The 17,899-nt window shown below is 69.9% G+C and carries 12 protein-coding genes; 4 read left to right on the top strand and 8 right to left on the bottom strand.

All coding sequences use genetic code 11. The annotated features are described in order from the left end of the window. Positions 1-228: 228 nt before the first annotated feature. On the bottom strand, positions 229-1,917 hold the full coding sequence (locus P7F68_RS06830) for an ATP-binding domain-containing protein (RefSeq protein ID WP_277831770.1): 1,689 nt from the start codon (positions 1,915-1,917) through the stop codon (positions 229-231). A gap of 361 nt (positions 1,918-2,278) precedes the next feature. Between P7F68_RS06830 and recC the strand changes: the two genes are divergently transcribed. Together recC and P7F68_RS06820 are read left to right on the top strand one after the other, a co-directional pair. Then, complete coding sequence (recC, locus tag P7F68_RS06825) at positions 2,279-5,776, top strand: exodeoxyribonuclease V subunit gamma (protein ID WP_277831768.1); 3,498 nt, start codon at positions 2,279-2,281, stop codon at positions 5,774-5,776. A 20-nt stretch (positions 5,777-5,796) separates the two neighbouring features. Continuing rightward, positions 5,797-6,393, top strand: coding sequence for an IMPACT family protein (locus tag P7F68_RS06820; RefSeq protein WP_277831766.1), 597 nt, complete (start codon positions 5,797-5,799; stop codon positions 6,391-6,393). Between the two features lie 351 nt (positions 6,394-6,744). On the opposite strand, the gene P7F68_RS06815 is transcribed toward P7F68_RS06820, so the two are convergent. The 3 genes from P7F68_RS06815 to P7F68_RS06805 form a co-directional block, all read right to left on the bottom strand. Further along, entirely contained in the window at positions 6,745-8,280 is a 1,536-nt protein-coding gene (locus P7F68_RS06815; RefSeq protein WP_277831764.1) for a cryptochrome/photolyase family protein, read from the bottom strand. A 165-nt stretch (positions 8,281-8,445) separates the two neighbouring features. Further along, positions 8,446-8,661, bottom strand: coding sequence for a hypothetical protein (locus P7F68_RS06810; RefSeq protein WP_002941450.1), 216 nt, complete (start codon positions 8,659-8,661; stop codon positions 8,446-8,448). A gap of 77 nt (positions 8,662-8,738) precedes the next feature. Beyond that, the gene (locus P7F68_RS06805; RefSeq protein WP_277831838.1) at positions 8,739-10,424 is read right to left on the bottom strand and encodes a PHA/PHB synthase family protein; all 1,686 of its coding nucleotides are present in this window, start codon (positions 10,422-10,424) and stop codon (positions 8,739-8,741) included. Positions 10,425-10,715: 291 nt separating this feature from the next. On the opposite strand from P7F68_RS06805, the gene P7F68_RS06800 reads away from it, so the two are divergent. Together P7F68_RS06800 and P7F68_RS06795 are read left to right on the top strand one after the other, a co-directional pair. Next, positions 10,716-12,644, top strand: a complete 1,929-nt coding sequence (locus P7F68_RS06800; RefSeq protein ID WP_277831762.1) for a DUF47 family protein — start codon at positions 10,716-10,718, stop codon at positions 12,642-12,644. Further along, complete coding sequence (locus P7F68_RS06795) at positions 12,641-14,269, top strand: PEP/pyruvate-binding domain-containing protein (protein WP_277831761.1); 1,629 nt, start codon at positions 12,641-12,643, stop codon at positions 14,267-14,269. The genes P7F68_RS06800 and P7F68_RS06795 overlap by 4 nt, the downstream gene beginning before the upstream one ends. 37 nt (positions 14,270-14,306) lie before the next feature. Here P7F68_RS06795 and P7F68_RS06790 read toward each other — a convergent pair whose 3' ends face one another. The 4 genes from P7F68_RS06790 to cysW form a co-directional block, all read right to left on the bottom strand. Beyond that, a complete protein-coding gene (locus P7F68_RS06790; protein WP_277831759.1) occupies positions 14,307-14,807 on the bottom strand; it encodes a protein tyrosine phosphatase in 501 nt (166 codons plus the stop codon). A gap of 165 nt (positions 14,808-14,972) precedes the next feature. Further along, positions 14,973-15,902 (bottom strand): CysB family HTH-type transcriptional regulator, encoded by a 930-nt coding sequence (locus P7F68_RS06785; RefSeq protein WP_002941438.1) that lies wholly within the window; start codon positions 15,900-15,902, stop codon positions 14,973-14,975. Continuing rightward, entirely contained in the window at positions 15,899-16,993 is a 1,095-nt protein-coding gene (locus P7F68_RS06780) for a sulfate/molybdate ABC transporter ATP-binding protein (RefSeq protein WP_277831756.1), read from the bottom strand. Before P7F68_RS06780 ends, P7F68_RS06785 begins: the two co-directional genes overlap by 4 nt. After that, positions 16,990-17,898: a sulfate ABC transporter permease subunit CysW gene (gene cysW / locus P7F68_RS06775; RefSeq protein ID WP_277831754.1), complete on the bottom strand. Its 909-nt coding sequence runs from the start codon at positions 17,896-17,898 to the stop codon at positions 16,990-16,992. Before cysW ends, P7F68_RS06780 begins: the two co-directional genes overlap by 4 nt. Position 17,899 lies beyond the last annotated feature (1 nt).

Raw genomic sequence — 17,899 nt, 5'->3', positions numbered from 1 at the left:
TTGCGTAGTGGACGTGCAGCAGCCGGAGGCTGGCCTGCCGCAGAAAGGACAGCAAGGACGGTGCCACTAATTGAAGTGATTGTTTTGTATGAAAAAATTGGCCGTGCGCAGCCCGAGTGGAGGTGGCGGCCGAGACAGCTGTCGCGTGGCGCCTGCGACAGCTGCGACAGGCGTCTCAGCGCCCGGGTCTTGGCGGGCCGTGCGTGGAGGCGGCGCGTGTGCGCCTCGTCAGTGCTTGTGCTCGGGGTCCGCCAGCAGCCCAGCGGCGCGCTCCGATGCCACCAGGATCAGCTTCATCGTCGCTCGCGTCGCACCCACGAAGAGCTTGCGCATGGTGAGCTCGTCCATCCCGTCCGCGCGCGGCTCGAAGTCGATCTCGGTGAAGATGATGCAGGGCGCGGACTGGCCCTTGAAGCGGTACACGGAGTCGATCAGCAGCTCGCCCTGCGAGTGCTCCGGCTCGCCGAGCAGGTCGTAGCGGCCGGTGAAGGCGCGCAGGCGGTGCGGGCCGAGGTGTTCCAGCGGGGTGAAGCGCGAATGCTCGCGGCCGCGGAAGGTGAGCAGCACGATCATGTCGCGTCGGAAGCCGAGTCCGAGCGCGCGCGTGATTGCGCGCTTGGTGGCCTCCAGCATGCTGGCCTCGTCGTGCCAGGCGAGCAGTTCGGGTTCGCTGTCGGCCACCGGGCTGCCGGCGCGGATGGGGGCGGGCAGGGGCAGGCGGGCGTTGAGCAAGGCGAGCACGTCGGCCGGGGTGCGGTAGTTGGTGTCGGCGCTCAGCCCGACCCAGCCCGGCAGGGTCACGGCCGGGCGGTCGTACAGGTTCTGCAGCGGGTCTTCCAGCCACCACGCCCGCCCGCCCGGCTTGAGCAGCGCGAGCAGGGTGTCGCGCCAGGCCTCCATGAAGTCCTGGCCCTCGTCGATGATCAGTTCGTCGAACTGCCACCGGGGGTCGGGCTGTCCGCTGGCCGGGGCGGCCACCAGGGCGGCGAAGTCCGCCTCCATGCGGCGGAAGGCGCCGGGAGCGCCGAAGCGCGGCGGGCGGCCGGCGTCGCGCAGGCGGCGGTCGCAGAGTTGGTGGTAGGTGGCAATCTCGCCGCCGGCGGGGGCGATGCGGGCGAAGTGGTCGGCCAGCGGGCGGTTGTAGCAGACGTAGAGCGGGCGCCGGCCGGCGGCGAGCGCATCGGTGTAGGCGGCGAGCGCAAGCTGGGTCTTGCCGCTGCCGGCGGTGGCGGTCACGCGCAGGCGGTGCGGGCTCATGTCGATGCGGCGCGCCCATTCGGTGAGCCCGCCCGACAGCCGCGTGCTCAGCTCATCCACCTGGCCGATGTGCGACTGCACGTCGGGCACCAGTTCGAGCAGGTCGGCGAAGAAGCGGTGCAGGGCCTGGCGGCGGGCAGGGTCGGCGGGCGCTGCGCCCTCGGTGTCGCCGGTGAGTGCGCGGACGGTGGCCACCAGCTGCTCGCGCCGCGGCGCGTCTACGATGCGCGCCGGGTCCAGGCCGGCGGTGCCGGGCTGGCGCACGGTGTAGTCGGGGCAGTAGAGCAGCACGTCGAGCATAGGCTCGGCGCCCCCCAGCGCCGGGCGCAAGCGCGCGCGCAGGGCATCGGCCTGGCGTGCGAGATCCACGCTGATGTTGCGTTCGCGTCGCCGCCCCGGGCGCAGCAGGCCGTGCTCGGCCTCGTCGAGGAAGCCGGCCTGCTGTTCGATGAGCAGGATGCGCCCGCCCGGGCCGAGGACGACGAAGCCGATGTCGCCGAACACCGCCGCGCTGCCCTCGGCCCGCGTCCAGTGCAGGCCGTGGTAGATCGTAGTGTCGGCCGGCAGCGCGCCCGCCAGCAGCGCGAGCGTCTGCAGCTCGCGGGCGCGGGCGCCGCTGGCGGGCAGCAGGCGCCAGCCTTCGGGGTGGGTCTTGGCCATGACGGTGGGCAGGTGGAAGATGAACAGCGGCCAGTTTACACATTCGCAGGCGAGTGCCTGTGCGCGAGCTTTTTGGGTCCGGCCCGGGGGCATGTCGCCTTCGACCCCTCGCGGCTGGTGCCGCTCCTACGGCAATCCCATGCGCCGCCGTTTGCAGTGGGAGCGGCGCGAGCCGCGAGCTTTTGGGTCCAGCCCTCGGGGCATGTCGCCTTCGACCCCTCGCGGCTGGTGCCGCTCCCACGGCAATCCCCTGCGCCGCCGCTCCCACGGCAATCCCATGCGCCGCGGCTGGCTGCGGCTTGATGCGTTATCCTGCTGTGCTTGTCGTGTCGCCCTGCCGGCGCCCCTGCGGAACTCCTGCATGCTGTCCCTGAGCTTTTCCAACCGCTTCGAGATCCTCCTCGACGATCTCCTCGAACGTCTCGCCGACGAGCAGCCCGGCCCCTTCGGCGAGCGCGAGGTGGTCGTGCCGAGCGCCGCGCTGCGCCGTCGGCTCGAGCTGGCGGTGGCCGATCGCGAGGGCGTGTGCGCCAACCTGCGCTGCGACTTTCTCGCCCAGTGGCTGTGGCAGCAGATCGGCCGCGTCGTGCCCGAAGTGCCGGCGCGCTCGCCCTTCTCGCCCGCGCTACTGGCCTGGCGCATCCACGGCCTGCTCGATGCAGGCGCGGCCGAAGGCGCCTGGCTGGGCGAGCATCCGCGCCTGGCGCACTACCTCGCCGGGGCTGACGCGCGCATGCGCTTCGAGCTCGCCGAGCGCATCGCGCGCGTGTTCGACCACTACCTTACCTATCGGCCGCAGTGGCTGGCGCGCTGGAGCGAGGGCCGGGGCAGCGTGCTGGAGGCGGACGCGAGCGCTGCCGCGCGTGCCGACGAAGCCTGGCAGGCCGCGCTGTGGCGCCGCATTCGCGAGGCCATGGGCCTGCGCAGCGAGCACCCGGCGACCGCCTTCCTGCGCGCGGTGACGGCGATGGATCACGATGCGCTCACCGCCACCGGCCTGCCGCGCAGCGTGCATGTGTTCGGCCTGCCGGCGCTGCCACCGCTCTACCTCGACATGCTGCGCGAGCTGGCGCGGGTGGTCGATGTGCGTCTGTACGTGCTCAACCCCTGCCGCGAGTTCTGGTTCGACATCGTCGATGCACGCCGCCTGTCCTGGCTCGCCACCCGCCAGCAGGACCTGTTCTTCGAGACCGGCAACCGCCTGCTCGCCGCCTGGGGCAAGCAGACCCGCGCCCACATCGGCCTGCTGTTCGAGGGCGAGCATGTGCTCGAGGACGAGGCCTTGTTCGCGCCGCACCCCGGCCGCCACCTGCTCGCCCGCGTGCATAACGCCATCCTCGACCTGCAGGAGCTGCCGCCCGCCGGGGTCAGGCTGGCCGCCGCCGACCGCAGCATCGAGGTGCATGTCTGCCACTCGCGTGCACGCGAGCTCGAGGTGCTGCAAGACCGCCTGCTCGGTCTGTTCAAGGCGCACGAGGGCACGCCGGACGCGCTCACCCCGGCCGATGTGGTGGTGCTCACTCCCGACCTGGAGGCGAGCGCACCGATCATCGAGGCGGTGTTCGGCACCGCCCCGCCAGCGCGTCGCATCCCCTGGCGCATCACCGGCCTGGGCGGCACTCGCGACAACCCGGTGGCCCGGGTGCTCGACCGCATGCTTGGCCTGGCCGCCAGCCGTTTTCCCGCCACCCAGGTCTTCGACCTGTTGCAGCAGGCCCCGGTCGCCGCCCTCCATGGCCTGGACGACACGGCGCTCGAGACCCTTCACGACTGGCTGCGTGCCGCCGGCGTGCGCTGGGGCCTGGATGCGGGCGCGGTGCACGCGGCGCTGGGGCAGGCGGAGGGCGAGCCGGCCGGCCTGCCACATACGCTGGAGGAGGGCCTGCACCGCCTGTTCCTCGCCTGGGCTGCGGGCGAGGCCGCGCAGCACGCGTCCTTTGCCGGGCGCATCGGCGCCGCCGCGCCCGAGGGCCAGGCGGCGCTCGCGCTTGGACGCTTCTGGCGTTACGCCGAGAGCCTGCGCAGCCTGCGCGCGCGCCTGCTGCAGGCGCATGACGCCGAGGGCTGGCGCGCGCTGCTCAACGAGGTGCTCGACCGCCTGGTTGGCGACGCCGCCGCGTGGGCGGACGAACTGCGCGAGTTGCGCGCCGCCATCGCCCAGCTCGCCGACAACATGGCGGCGGGCGGTTGCACGGACGCGCAGGGGCTGGCGGTGATCCGCCCCGCGCTCGCGGCCCTGCTCGATGATCCGGCGCGCGGTGGCGTGCCCGGCGGCACGCTCACCTTCTCCGCGCTGTCCTCGCTGCGCGGGCTGCCCTACCGCGTGGTGTGCGTGATCGGGCTCGACCACGGCCTCTTCCCCGGCAGCGATCGTGCCGCCGAGTTCGACCTCATGGCGGCCCGCCCCCAGGCCGGCGACCGCCAGCGCAGGCTGGACGAGCGCAACCTCTTCCTCGATGTGCTGCTGTCCGCGCGCGAGGCGCTGCACCTGTCCTACGTCGGGCGCAGCGTGCGCGACGGCAGCGAATTGCGCCCCTCGGTGCTGGTCGATGAGTTGCTCGACGTGCTCGCAGAGGCCACCGCGAGCAGCGCCACCGACCCCGACGCGCTCGCCGCGGCACGTCAGCGCCTGTGCGTGGCGCATCCGTTGCAGGCCTTCGCCCCCGAGTACTTTCTGGCCGCCGAGCGCGGCGATGCGCGCCTGACGAGCTTCAACGAAGACTACGCCGAGGCCCTCGCCGCCCGCCTCGGGGCTGCTGCCGATGAGCGAACCGGGTACGTGGGCGCAAGCGGAGCGGCCGTCGAGGCGGCGGAAGATGCGATGGAGGCGGCGGTGGAGGGTGCGGATGACGGTCCGCTTGCCGTAGACGCCGCGCCCTTCTTCGACCACCCGCTGCCACCGCCCGGGCCGGAGTGGCGCACGCCCACGCTCGAGCGCCTCGTGCGCTTCTTCCGCAACCCCTGCCGCGCCCTGCTGCGCGAGCGCCTCGGACTCGACCTGCCCGAAGCCGATGCCGAGCTGGAGGACACCGAGCGCTTCGTGCCCGACCTGCCTGCGCGCTGGGCGTTGGCCGAGCGTCTGATGCCGGTGCTGCTCAACGCTCAGGCTGATGAGTGCGACTCGGCACTGAGGGGCGCCGGCGAGGGCGCTGGGCGCGATGACGCGGTGCTTGCGCAGCTGGCGCGCGCCGGTGGCGAGTTCCCGCGCGGTGCCATGGGCGAGGCGGCACTGGCCGCCGAGCTGGCCGCGATGCGCGAATTTGCAGCCCGCCTGGCCGCGGCCCGGCACGTCCCGGCGCTTGAGGCCGCAAGCTGCCAGAGCGCGTTCGAGCTCGACGGCGAGGCGTGGACGCTGGGTGCCGTGCTCGGCGAACTGCGTCCCGAGGGCATGCTGCGCTGGCGCTATGCCGACGCCGGCGCCAGCCACTACCTCGAGGCCTGGATCGCCCACCTGATGCTGTGCGCCGCCAGCCCGGCCGGCGTCGAGCGCCGTACCCGGGTGATGCTGCGCGACGCCGACTTCACTTTCGCAGCGCTGTCGCGCGCCCAGGCGCATGACCTGCTTGCCGAGCTGCTGGCGCTCTACCGCGAGGGCCTTACGCAGCCGCTCCACTTCTTCCCCAAGTCGGCCTGGGCCTGTGTTTCCAACGACGGCAATCCGCGCAAAGCGCACGACAAATGGACGGGCGGCCAGCGCCCGCAGTTCGGCGAAGGCCGCGACCCAGCCTACCGCCTCGCGCTGCGCGGCGTCGAGCAGCCGCTGGACGCGCGCTTCTTCACGCTCGCGCAACGGGTGTTCGGCCCTGTGCTTGAGCACCTGCAGGAGGCCGGCACCGAGGGCGCGGCGCCGCCCGCCTGAACGACCAGGATCGCTACCCGATGCCGCTCACCCTCGCCGCCCCCGTCCATAGCGAGCTGATCATCAAGAAGAGTCGCTTCATCGGCTGCGTGCAGCCGATGGCCGACCGCGCCGGCGCGCAGAAGGTGGTGGCCGAGCTGTGGGCCCGGCATCCGGGTGCGCGCCACGTGTGCTGGGCCTTGCTCGCCGGCGGCCAGTCGGCGGCGGTCGATGACGGCGAGCCCAGCGGCACCGCCGGCCGTCCGATGCTCGACGTGTTGCGCCACCAGGACCTGGAAGGTGTGCTCGCCACCGTGGTGCGCTACTTCGGCGGTGTCAAGCTCGGCGCCGGCGGCCTGGTGCGCGCCTACACCGACGCCGTGGCCCAGGCCCTGCTGCAGGCCGAGAAGGTGCCGATCGTGCGCTTGCAGACCCTGGCCTGCGTCGTACCCTATGCGCTCGAAGGCCTGCTGCGGCGCGAACTCGATGCCGCTGGCGCGAATCTGCTGAGGGTGGCGCATGGGCAGGCCGTGGAGCTGCACTTCAGCCTGCCCGAAGAGGCCGCCGCCGCGCTGCAGGCGCGCCTGGCCGAGGCGGGTCAGGGGCGTCTGGCCTGGCTGGATGAGGCCGGTGGATGAGACTCCACGACGGGGTGCTGGACAGATCTGCCAATGAAAGCTCGCGGCTGGCGCCGCGGCGTCCGTTCCCGCCGTAGGAGCGGCGCCAGCCGCGAGGGGTTGAAGGCGACGGGCGCCGGGTGGGTGCGATGAAAGGCTCGCGGCTCGCGCCGCTCCTACAGGAGGGCGCCGCGGCGTCCGTTCCCGCCGTAGGAGCGGCGCCAGCCGCGAGGGGTTGAAGGCGACCGGCGTCGGGTGGGTGCTATGAAAAGCTCGCGGCTCGCGCCGCGCCTACCGGGGGGGCGCGCCGCGGTGTCTGTTCCCGCCGTAGGAGCGGCGCCAGCCGCGAGGGGTTGAAGGCGATCACGGGCGTCAGAGCGCATCCAGCTTGCCCAGATAGTCCGCCGCCTGCGCCAGCGTTGCGGCGCGCTCGCCTTCGTCCATCTTCGCCCACGCCTTGTAAGGCATCGCCATGCGCGGGTTGCGTGCGAAGCGGGCCTCGTGGCGCAGCAGGAAATCCCAGTACAGGCTGTTGAAGGGGCAGGCGGGTCGGCCGCTGGCGCCGTGGCGGCGCTTGGGGTCGTAGGTGCAGGTCTTGCAGTAGTCGGACTGCTTGCCGATGTAGCTCGCCGCGCCAGCGTAGGGCTTGCTGGCGATCACGCCGCCGTCGGCGAACTGGCTCATGCCGCGGGTGTTGGGCATCTCCACCCATTCGAAGGCGTCGGTGTAGATGCCGAGGTACCAGGCGTCGACCTCGTCGGGATCGCAGCCGGCGAGCAGGGCGAAGTTGCCGGTGATCATCAGGCGCTGGATGTGGTGGGCGTAGGCGCTATCGAGTGATTGCGAAACCGCATGGTGCAGGCAGTTCATCTTCGTCTCGCCGCTCCAGTACCAGGCTGGCAGCGGCCGATGCGCGTCGAGCGCGTTGCCCTGCGCGTAGCTCGGCATGCGCGCCCAATACACCCCACGGACGAATTCGCGCCAGCCCAGGATCTGGCGCACGAAGCCTTCGCAACTCGCGAGTTCGACCTTGCCAAGCTGCCAGGCAGCGACCGCCGCATCGATGACTTCGCGCGGGTGCAGCAGTTTCACGTTGAGTGCGAACGACAAGCCAGAGTGGAACAGCGTGGTCGAGCGCGTGCTCATCGCGTCCTGATAGGGGCCAAAGTGGGGCAGAGCGTGTTCGATGAAGTGCGCCAGGCCGGCGCGCGCCTCGCGCCGGGTCAGCGGCCAGCGTACCCGCCCGGCGTGCGGCGCGCCGATGGTCTCCACGCCGGCGGCGGTGATCTCGCCCCACAGCGCCGTCAGGTCATGACCGGCCCAGGGCCATTCGGGCGCGGGCGGATCGCCGGGCCATTTCTCGCGGTTCTGCGCGTCGAAGTTCCATACTCCGCCCACAGGGCCGTCCTCGGCGTCGAGCAGGGTGCGGTGGCGGCGACGCATGTCGCGGTAGAAGAACTCCATGCGCGGCACCTTGACGGCGAAGCGCCGGGCGAGTTCGGCGCGCTCGGCGAGGAAGTGCTCGCTGCTGAACACCTCATGCGGCAGGGCAAGCGCCTGTGCGGACTCGTCCAGCAGCCTTTCCACTCGCCATTCGTCGGCCTCCATGCGCTCGAAGCGGGTTGCTCCGCATTCGCCTGCTACCAAGGCGAGGTTGGCAGCGAAGGACTGGCGGTTGTCGGTGTCGCCGATCTTCAGGTAGCGCACGCGGTGCCCGGCGGCCTGCAGTGCGGCCGCGAAGGCGCGCATCGCGGCGAAGATCGCCAGCACCTTCTGCGCGTGGTGGCGCACGTAGTCGGTCTCGCTGCGCACCTCCATCATCACGTACAGCACGTCTGGACGCGGGCTGCGGAACCAGGAGTGGGCGGCGTTGAGCTGGTCGCCGAGGATGAGGCGGAGGGTGGTCATGTCTGCGTGCGCTTGGTGGGTGGGGGCGCAGACAGAGACGCATACGCGCGTGATGAGTTCGCTGTGGGTGGCGCGTAATGGTGATTCCGCAGCCAAGAAGCAGAGACGTGCTGCCCGCGGAAGCGCTTGGTGCGGCCCTTCCTCGCGTCAGGGCCGGGTTACAGATCAGTTGCCGGCTTTCGAACGCAGCACGGCGAGGTTTCTTTGCCAGGCGGCCAGCGCATCCTGGTCGTCAACCAGGGCGGCAACGCCGTTCCTGTGCTGTGCCGATGCGCCAGCGCGGGATTCGGAGAAGTTGGCAGGGGTGCTCCCGGCGGGGCTGTGAGCGGCAAGCAGCGCGTTGCCGGTGTCTTGCGGGCAAGGCATGGTAGGGACGTTCATGATGGCTTCTCCTGGTGACATCAAAAAATAGTGCGGTGGCGGGACGCATGCCCTGCATGCGCTGAGACGGTGCGTCCTCATGCCTCCAATACGTAGGAACCTGGGGCGTCGCCAAGGCTGGGGTAGCGCTCGTCGCTGGCGGGCCGTGCGTCTACGAGCTCGCCGGCGCGCGGCTTGAGCCACTGCATCCAGTCCTCCCACCAGCTTCCGGCCTGCGCCTCGGTGCGGTCGCGCCACTGCAGCGGCTTGTCGGCGCGGTGCGCCGTGTCGGCCCAGTAGCGGCGCTTGGGAGGGCGTGCGGGAGGGTTGACGATTCCCAGGATGTGGCCCGAGCTCGACAGTACGAAGCGCTTCTCCGCCGCAATGTGGTGGACGGTGCGGAAGGTCTGCTGCCAGGGGGCGATGTGGTCGTCCTCGGCGGCGACTGCGTAGAGTGGCTGGCGGATCGCGTGCAGGTCGATCGTTTCGCCGGCCACGTTGAGGGCGCCGGGCTCGATCAGGCGGTTGTGCAGGTAGAGCTCGCGCAGATACCAGCTGTGCATGGCCTGAGGCATGCGCGTGGTGTCCATGTTCCAGAACAGGACGTCGAAGGGGGCGGGCGATTCGCCGTAGAGCCAGCCATGCACCACGTAGTGCCACACGAGGCTGTTCGAACGCAGCAGGCGGAATGAGGCGGCCATGTCGCGGCCGTCGAGGTAGCCCTTGCGCGCCATCTGCGCCGACAGGTGGGCGATGCTGCCTTCATCGATGAAGACCTCGATGTCGCCCGGCTTGTGGAAGTCGACCAGGGTGGTGAACAGCGTCCAGTCGCGCACCGGTATGGCGTCCTCGGCGTAGTGCCTCGCCGCCCACGCCATGTAGATCGCCAGCGCGGTGCCGCCGATGCAGTAGCCTGCGGCATGCACCCGCTCGGCGGCGGTGAAGTCGCGTGCAACGCGCACGATCGCGTCCACGCCGTCGCAGATGTAGTCGTCGAAGCGGGTGCCGCGCATCGACTCGTCGGGGTTCTTCCAGCTCGTGATGAAGACGTCCAGGCCTTGGTCCAGCAGGAAGCGCACCATGCTCTTCTTCGGAGTGAGGTCGAGCACGTAGAACTTGTTGATCCAGGGTGTGACGATCACTACCGGCTCGGCATGGACCTGGGGCCGGGTGGGCGCGTAGTGGATGACCTCGAGCAGGTGGTTGCGGAAAACCACTGCGCCGGGCGTGGTTGCAAGGTTTCCGCCGACCTTGAAGTGGTCGGGGTCGGTCATGCGCACAGTGCCGGCACCGAGGTCCTCCAGCATGTTCTGGAGGCCTTGCCACAGACTTTCGCCGCGCGTCTCGGCCAAGCGGCGCAGGGCGATCGGGTTGGTCAACGGGTAGTTCGTGGGCGCGACGGCGTTGAGCCACTTGCGCCACCAGAACGCTGCGCGTCGCCGCTCCTTGCCCGACAAGCCCGGTGTTACGTACAGCATGTCCTGCATGTGGTGGGTGAGGGCGAGGTACCACTCCTTGACCAGGTCCCAGGTCGGCGCTTCGGTCCACACCGGATCGGTAAAGCGGGGGTCGTCGGCATGCGGCCTGATGGGGTCCGGGCTCGGCAGCCCGCAGGCGCGCCGGAAGCTGTGCAGTTGCAGGTGCCAGAGGTCGGTCGTGAGTGCGCTCAGGTGTTCTGCCAGTTCCTGCGGGTGCATCAGCCAAGCGAGCTGGGCGTGCAGGATAGGTGCGCTGAGGCCAAAGGGGTCGGCCTGGGCGACGATGCCGTCGTTGAACACAAGCAAGCGGCGGTACAGGGCCTTGCCGTCCGGGACGGTCCTGTGCGCCGCCGGTGGACGATCGCTGCGACGCCTCCCAGGGGGAGTCGCGCGGGTAACGGGCCTCGGCGTCGCCATGTCAATCGCTTCCTGCGAAGTTTGGCTGCAAGTGTGCGCCACGACCTTGACATGGTTATTTCAGTTTCGTGAATTTTCGTTGGCCGGCGCGATCGCGTACTTCACTGCGCGCAGTCGGTTGCCTGTTACCTGCCTGTCACATTCACCGCCGAGAATTCCGGTAGATATCGGGGGTGTGCCATGGAGAAACTCGAAGCAGTCGCCAGTCTTGGGCAGACGGAGCTGCTCAGGCCGGCTCGGGTGCGGGCTGCGCTGGCGGCGAACGACCGGCTCAAGCTCTACCTGAGCCTGCTGCAGGCGGCCCAGCAGCGCGCGTCCGGCGAGGGTGTTCCGGCGCTCGATCTGTCGCGGGAGTTCGCCGCTGCCGGGCTCAAGGCGGGCTGGCTTGCCGAGTTGCCCGCGAACGCGTTTCGCGAAGGCAAGCTGCTGCATCTGCCCGAACTGTCCAGGCTGCGCGATTGCCTCGTCGAGGATCTGCAAGTCATGGCGCGCCCGGTCGATGCGGACGAGGCGCTCGTGCAGCGGGTCGAGCACTGGTGCGGATGGCTGGCGCAGCTTGCGCCCGACACCTTGTCGGCGGCGGACCTGCAGGCGCTGACCAGCGGCAAGCGTGGCAAGGACGACAGCCTGCACCTTCTGGTGATGGATCTGCACAAGGCGATCAACCGCCTGGCGGCCGAACTGTCGAGCGAGAACATCGATGGCGCCCACGTCTGGCAGATCGAGGCCGAAGATCGGCCGCGGATCGCCGCGTTCATGCGCGGTCTCAACCAGACGCGCGCGCTCAAGCTGCAGCATCCCGGTCTCGACACCGCCGCCACGCGCGATGACGACCGCCTGCTGCTGCAGAACGACATCGGTACCAACGATGCACATGTGCTGGTGATACAGGTCGAGGGGCTGGAGGTCAGCCTGACCTATTCCGACCTCCATAGCCGCCGTTTCGCGTTCTTCCAGTCGCTGCTGTGCGAGGTGGGCGCGAGCTGGGGCGAGGCCCAGGCGCGCACTCGCGCGGGGTTGAACGCCGGCGCTGCCTACTATGTCGGCACCGCACGCTTCAGCTGCAGCGACGAGATGAGCCTGTGGACGACGCTGGAAGGCATCGGCGCACGCATCGTCTTCCTGATCGACTGGAACCGTGCGCGCAAGCGCCTCGAGCAGTTCGTTGGCAAGGGCGATGCGGTAGCCATCCTGGCCGAGTCGGCGCGCCGCCGGGTCGGCCACATGGCCTGGCTCGAGGCCGGCGGCGAGCGGCTCATCTTCGGGGCGATGCAGGCCCTCGGTCCCGACTACTTCCGCATCGGCGACCGTCTCGATGTGGTCATGGGCACCGAGCGTGCGCGCGGCTTCGTGCTCGACGTGATGGCGTTGGCGTCGGCGGCCGCGCAACAGCACCAGCCGCTCGCCCTCGTGGCCGACGATGCCCGCTTGCTGCTCGCGCGCTACCTGCACCGCCATGACGAATTCGACCTGCTCGCCGAGCATGCGGCCTACTGCCATGCGATGGCCGAAGGCCTGCGCGACGGCCTCGCCCACGGCTACGAGCGCGACCGTAACGCTGCACGCGTGTTTGCCGAACGCGCCAAGGACTGGGAGCGCGCTGCGGACCAGCTCGTCATGGATGCACGTGCGCGTGCCGAGGCGCGGCCGCGCTGGCAGGCCTTCGCCGAGGTGGTGGAGACGGCTGACGACGTCGCCGATGCCCTTGAGGAGGCCGCCTTCCTGCTGTCCCTGATCGCCTCCGATCACCACCGCGGCTGGCGTGGCGAAGTGCACCAGTCCATGCAACTGCTTGCCGATGCGGTACTCACCGCTGCACAGGACCATGTGCGGGCGCTCGAGATTGCCCGCACCCTGGGCGAGCGCAGCAGCGCCGAGGACCATGAAGAGTTCGTCGCCGCGCTCTGGCGCGTGCTCAATGCCGAGCGTCAGTGCGACGTGCTGCTCAGGGACGTGCGGCGTGCCCTCGCCGAGCACGTGAGCGATGCCGCCACCCTCAACCTGAGTACCGATTTTGCGCAGGCGCTCGAGGCCGCGACGGACTGGCTGCTCGCCACCGGCTACGGCGTGCGCCGGCTTGCCTTCAGCCGCGTGCGGGTGGGCGAATGAGCGCTGGGACCGAGCACCTGCACGCCCGTGTCGTGCTGCTCATCCAGGACGATGAGCCCCTTCCGAAGCACAGCGGGCCCGAGGTCCTCGGTGCCAAGGCCTGGAACCTGGCGCGCATGGCGGCGCTCGGCATGCCGGTGCCGCCGGCCTTCGTGATCGGCACCGGCTGGTGCGCCGACCCGGCTGCGCTCGGTGAATGGCATTGGCGCCCTGCCCTGGAGACGCTGGAAAAGCACTGTGGGCTACGCCTGGGCGATGCTCGCCATCCGTTGCTGTTGTCGGTGCGCTCGGGGGCGCCGGCATCGATGCCTGGCATGATGGAAACCCTGCTCAACATCGGTCTGACCGAGTCGACCCTGTCCGGCTTCGTGCGTGTGACGGGTCATCCGCGCCTGGCCTGGGATGCCTACCGGCGCCTTATCGCAGGCTATGGCGAGGTCGTTGCCGGCATCGATTCCGCGCACTTCGAGGCCGACCTTGACGCTGTGCGCGGCGACCTTGACGAGCGCCTGCTCGATTTCGCCGCGCTGCGCGCGCTTGCCGGCCGCCATCTCGAAACCTATCGCAGAGAGGCGGGCGAGGCCTTTCCGCAGGATGCGCACGCACAGCTCAGGCAGGCGATTGCAGCCGTGTTCGCCTCCTGGCGCAGCGACAAGGCGCGCACCTACCGTGACCTGCACGGTCTGGACCATGGCATGGGCACCGCAGTGACGGTGCAGCGCATGGTGTTCGGCAATGCCGGCGGCCTGTCCGGGGCAGGCGTCGGCTTCACGCGCGACCCGAGCAGCGGTGAGCCGCAGCCCTGGGTCGACTTCCTCTTCAACGCGCAGGGTGAGGACGTCGTCAGCGGCCGCCGCAGTGCGCTCGGTCACGGCGAGCTTGCGAGCGTCGCGCCCTCGATCTGGGAGGATCTGGTGGGCATCTGCGGTCGGCTCGAGCAGGCCTTCGGCGACATGCAGGACTTCGAATTCACGGTGCAGGACGGGCGACTCTTCCTGCTCCAGGCGCGTGCCGGCAAGCGCACTGCGCTGGCTGCCGCGCGCATCGCGCTCGACCTCCTCGACGAGGGGGTGATCGACGCCGCAACCGCGCGCGAGCGCACCTATGGGCTGGATGCCCGGGCGCTCGTGCAGCGGCGGCTGGCAGCGATCGATGGCGGCGGGCCCGAGCCGCTCGCACAAGCCTCAAGCGCGTCGAGCGGGATCGCCAGCGGCGAGATCGTCCTCGACGAAAGGCGTGCCCGCGCCCGCTGTGCCGCAGGTGCGCGCGTGATCCTGGTACGGCAAGATGCCGAGACGCGCGACATCGCGGCGCTGGACCTCGCCGAGGGGCTGCTGACCCACCGTGGTGCGCGCACTTCGCACGCTGCGGTGGTCGCGCGCCAGCTCGGCAAGGTTTGCCTGGTCGGCTGCGAGGCGCTGCAGATCGACGCAGCGGAGCGGGTCGTGCGCATCGGTGGGCGGGCTCTTGCGGAAGGCGAACTGCTCACCCTCGATGGCAATCAGGGTGTCGTCCATGCCGGGGAGGTGGCGGTCGTCGAGAGCGTGCCGGAGGCGCTGATTGCGCGCCTGGAAGTGCTCCACCGCAGTGCTCAAGAGCAGCCGGATGCCAGCCTCGCGCGCTGAGTGGCCGCGGCATCGGCCCGTCAGTGGGCGGCGGGCTTCAGGGCAGGAAGTGCCCGATGCGGTCGAGTTCGCGCTGAAGCCGTTCGGGGTCGCCGGCGCGGCTGCCTTCGAGCAGCGGCATGGAGCGTTCGATGCGGGCACGCAGGATGTGATAGACGTCGAGCAGTTCCGACGTCGGGTCATGTGGCAGCAAATGACGCTGCAGCGGGTCGTGCACCGGCCAGTGGGCGCGTAGCGCGCTCGAGTCGCAGTAGGGGCATGGCCCCTCGCAGCGCGACTCGCAGACGCTGACCACCAGCATCGGGGCGTCACCGGTCGCGGCGTGCGGGAGGGACGACAGCGGAAGAGCGTCGGGAGGCGAGTCGCCGGCAGCGATGCCCTGGCCGCGCAGGAGTTCGAGCGCCTCGCGTGCCGGCGGCCCGGGGGCGTCGCAGCTTGCGCGGCCTGCCGTGCAGCCGGCGCGGGACACGTGGTTGAAGATGGCTTCGGCGAGCAAGGCGCGACAGTCCTTGCCCTTGCCCACAAAGAGTACCTGCATGGCGCTTCCTCGAGGCTTGGCTATGGGCGCAGGAGGCCGGGCAGGGAGGCGGGTACGGCGGTTGCCGGCCACCCGGACGCCTGATGCCGTCGAGGTCGGTCCTCGACCCGTGGAGTGTGCGCCGGTCGTGTTACCGCTTGATGACGGCCGGGATGGACGCCAGTGCTACTTGCTCACCTCCCCGACCGCATGCGACACCACCGCCTCGCTCAGTTCCGGCGCACACAGCTCGATGAAGCGGTAGGCGAAGCCGCGCAGGTAGTGACCGCGCCGTACCGCAATGCGGGTGACGTTGCCGGCGAACAGGGCGTCGCTGTCGAGCATGCGCAGCCCCGGGTCGCGCTCGGGGCTGAAGGCCATCGAGGCCAGGATGCCGACGCCGAGGCCGAGCTCGACGTAGGTCTTGATGACGTCGGCGTCGAGCGCGGACATCACCACCGCCGGCTTCAGGCCCGCGGCGGCGAAGGTCTTGTCGATGCGGGTGCGCCCGGTGAAGCCTTCGTGGTAGGTGATGACCGGATGCTCGGCGATGGCTTCGAGCGTCAGCGGCTGGACTGCCTCGAGTGGGTGGCCGGCGGGCACCACCACGGCGTGCTGCCAGCTGTAATAGGGGAATGAGGCCAGTTCGGGCACGTCGGCCAGCGCCTCGGTGGCGACACCGATGTCGGCCTCGCCGTCGAGCAGCATCTGCACGATCTCGCCCGGGCTGCCCTGGTGCAGCTTCAGGTGCACCTTGGGGAAGGCTCGCGTGAAGGCCGCCACGACCGTGGGCAGCGCGTAGCGCGCCTGGGTGTGGGTGGTGGCGACGGTGAGCTGGCCCTGGTCGGCGTTGCTGTACTGCTCGGCCAGGCGCTTGATGTTGGCGGCATCGAGCAGCATGCGCTCGACCATCACCACCAGCTCCTTGCCCGGCGCAGTGAGGCCGAGCAGGCGCTTGCCCTTGCGCGTGAACAGCTCGACGCCGAGCTCGTCCTCGAGGTCCTTGATGTGCTTGGAGACGCCCGACTGCGAGGTGAACAGGGCGTTTGCCACCTCGGTCAGGTTGAACCCGCGCCTCACCGTCTCGCGGATGATGCGCAACTGCTGGAAGTTCATCGTGCGGCTCCCGCGGCGGCGGTGTGCTGTTGTTCGAAGACGCTGAGGCGCGATGGTAGCAGGCGCACGTGCTGGCCTTCCTGCAGGCCGAGCGCGGCAACCCGCTCGCGCGTGAGCTCGACCTCGAAGTGTTGCCCGGTGGCGCCGTTGATGCCGTCGAGCTCGATGCGGGCGGTCACGCCGAAGGCGAGCACGCGGCTGATGCGGGCGGCGATACCCTGGCCTGCGCCGCCGTCAACGACGATCTCGAGTTCGTGCGGGCGGGCAAAGGCCACCACCTCGGCGCCCTGGTCGAGCGTGCCGACGCCGTGCTGCAGATGCTCGTCGCCCACGCGCAGGCCCTCGCCTTCGACCCGGCCGTGGAAGAAGTTCACCGACCCGAGGAAGCCATACACGAAGGGCGTCGCCGGGTGGCGGTAGACCTCCTCCGGTGTGCCGACCTGCTCGACCCGGCCCTGGTTCATCAGCACCACGCGGTCGGCCACCTCCAGCGCTTCTTCCTGGTCGTGGGTGACGAAGACCGAGGTGATGTGCAGCTCGTCGTGCAGCTTGCGCAGCCAGCGCCGCAGCTCCTTGCGCACCTTGGCGTCGAGCGCGCCGAAGGGCTCGTCGAGCAGCAGCACGCGCGGCTCGACCGCCAGCGCACGGGCGAGCGCGATGCGCTGGCGCTGGCCACCGGAGAGCTGCGACGGGAAGCGGTCGGCCAGCCAGTCGAGCTGCACCAGGTTGAGCAGATCGTGCACCTTAGCCCGGATCTGCTTTTCGGACGGGCGCTGGCCGCGCGGCTTCATGCGCATGCCGAAGGCAACGTTGTCGAACACCGTCATGTGACGGAACAGCGCGTAATGCTGGAACACGAAGCCGACCTGGCGGTCACGCACGTGGGTGCCGGAGGCGTCGTCGCCGTCGAGCAGCACCTGGCCGGCGTCGGCCGATTCGAGTCCGGCGATGATGCGCAGCAGCGTGGTCTTGCCGCAGCCCGAGGGACCGAGCAGGGCGACGAGCTGGCCGGTGGGGAAGTCGAGCGAGATGTCGTCGAGGGCGACGAAGCTGCCGAAGCGCTTGTCGATGTTGTGTACCTGGATGCTCATGATGCGTCGTCCTGTGAAAGGCGGTGGGCTGCGGCGGCGCGGTGCTCGACCCAGGTCTTGAGGGCGAGGGTCACCAGGGCCAGCAGGGCCAGCAGCGAGGCCACCGCGAAGGCGGCCGCGAACTGGTATTCGTTGTAGAGGATCTCGACATGCAGCGGCAGCGTGTTGGTGAGGCCGCGAATGTGGCCTGACACCACCGACACCGCGCCGAACTCGCCCATCGCGCGGGCGTTGGTCAGGATCACGCCGTACAGCAGTCCCCACTTGATGTTGGGCAGGGTCACATGCCAGAAGGCTTGCAGGCCGCTTGCGCCGAGCACGATCGCCGCCTCCTCTTCCTCCTTGCCCTGCGCCTGCATCAGCGGGATGAGCTCGCGGGCGATGAAGGGGAAGGTCACGAACACGGTGGCGAGCACGATCCCCGGCACGGCGAAGATGATCTTGATGTCATGGTCGGACAGCCATGGGCCGAACCAGCCCTGAGCGCCGAACACCAGCACGTAGATCAGGCCGGCGATCACCGGCGACACCGAGAACGGCAGATCGATCAGGGTGATCAGGAAGTGCTTGCCGCGGAACTCGAACTTGGCGATCGCCCACGCCGCACACACGCCGAACACCAGGTTCAGCGGCACGGCGATCGCGGCGGCCAGCAGCGTCAGGCGCAGGGCCGACAGCGCGTCGGGGTCGACCAGCGCGCTGACATAGGTCTCCCAGCCCTTGCGCAAGGCCTCGACGAAGACCGCGATCAGCGGCATCAGCAGGAAGATCGCGAAAAAGCTCAGCGCCGTGCCCAGGACGAGCCATTTCACCAGCGGGGTTTCGCGCGTTGCCGCGCGCGCCTCGAAGCGGGTCTGGCCGGCGTGGACGTCCGCGCCGATGCGAAGTGTGCTTGCGCCAGCCATT

The sequence above is a fragment of the Thauera mechernichensis genome, from assembly GCF_029588855.1.
Lineage (GTDB): Bacteria > Pseudomonadota > Gammaproteobacteria > Burkholderiales > Rhodocyclaceae > Thauera > Thauera mechernichensis.
The sequence above is the reverse complement of the archived record's forward strand: the minus strand, read 5'-3'. Positions and strand labels throughout refer to the sequence as shown.